Annotated in this window: 1 protein-coding gene; it reads left to right on the forward strand. The window is 44.6% G+C overall.

The features are described from left to right. The coding region (locus MU846_RS14855; protein ID WP_246953985.1) for an MC/SLC25 family protein at positions 1–971 on the forward strand (971 nt) is incomplete at its 5' end. Positions 972–1156 lie beyond the last annotated feature (185 nt).

Here is a 1156-nt window from a genome sequence, read left to right on the forward strand (position 1 = left end):
CCTTGGGTGTGCTAGGATCTCTTGACTCGTTCACTTCACTTCAGTTCATCCAACTACCCAACATGCAGCCAGCTATCACCGACCCAGTTTCCTTTATGAAGGATTTCGTTGCCGGAGGTGTATCTGCGGCAATCTCCAAGACAGCCGTAGCTCCCATCGAACGAGTCAAGTTGCTTCTTCAAGTCCAGCATATCTCCAAGCAAATCGCTCCTGAGCAGAGATATAAGGGTATGATTGATTGCTTTGTCCGTATCCCACGTGAACAAGGTCTTCTTGCTTTCTGGAGAGGTAACTTTGCCAACGTTATCCGATATTTCCCAACTCAAGCTCTGAACTTCGCTTTCAAGGACAAGTACAAGCAAGTTTTCCTTGGTGGAGTTGACCCAAAAACTCAATTCTGGAGGCACTTTGCTGGTAACCTTGCTTCAGGTGGTGCTGCTGGTGCCACTTCCTTGTGCTTTGTATATCCTCTCGACTTCGCCAGAACAAGGTTAGCTGCTGATGTCGGAAAGGCTGGTAAGGAGAGAGAATTCACCGGTCTTGGCGACTGTATCTCCAAGGTCTTCAAGAAGGATGGTCTTGTTGGTCTATACAGAGGATTTGGTGTCTCAGTCCAGGGTATCATCATCTACAGAGCTTCATACTTTGGTTGCTTCGACACAGCCAAGGGAATGTTACCCGACCCCAAGAATGCCGGATTCTTAATCTCATGGGCCATTGCTCAGGTTGTTACAACATGTGCCGGTATTATTTCATATCCCTTCGATACCGTTAGGAGGCGTATGATGATGCAGTCTGGACGTGCCAAAGCTGATATCGTCTATAAGAACACACTCCACTGCTGGTCAGTCATTGCCAAGACTGAAGGTGGCTCCGCCTTCTTCAAGGGTGCTTTCTCCAACGTCCTCAGGGGTACTGGTGGAGCTCTTGTACTTGTATTATACGATGAAATCAAGGGCCTCATTTTCTAAATTATATAATGAATGCATTAAATTTCAATCACCGAAAATCTTCAGTAACACCAGTCTAGCATTCCAAGAGGTCCAGCGGCCCGATAATGGAACCCGTTATAGACATTGTTTAGTTAATTATCGATTATAAAATAATTAAAAAGAAAATACTACACAAAAAAAAAAGAATAAAATTCAATAAAGCA

Source organism: Alcanivorax quisquiliarum (assembly GCF_023051175.1).
GTDB classification, from domain to species: Bacteria; Pseudomonadota; Gammaproteobacteria; order Pseudomonadales; family Alcanivoracaceae; genus Isoalcanivorax; species Isoalcanivorax quisquiliarum.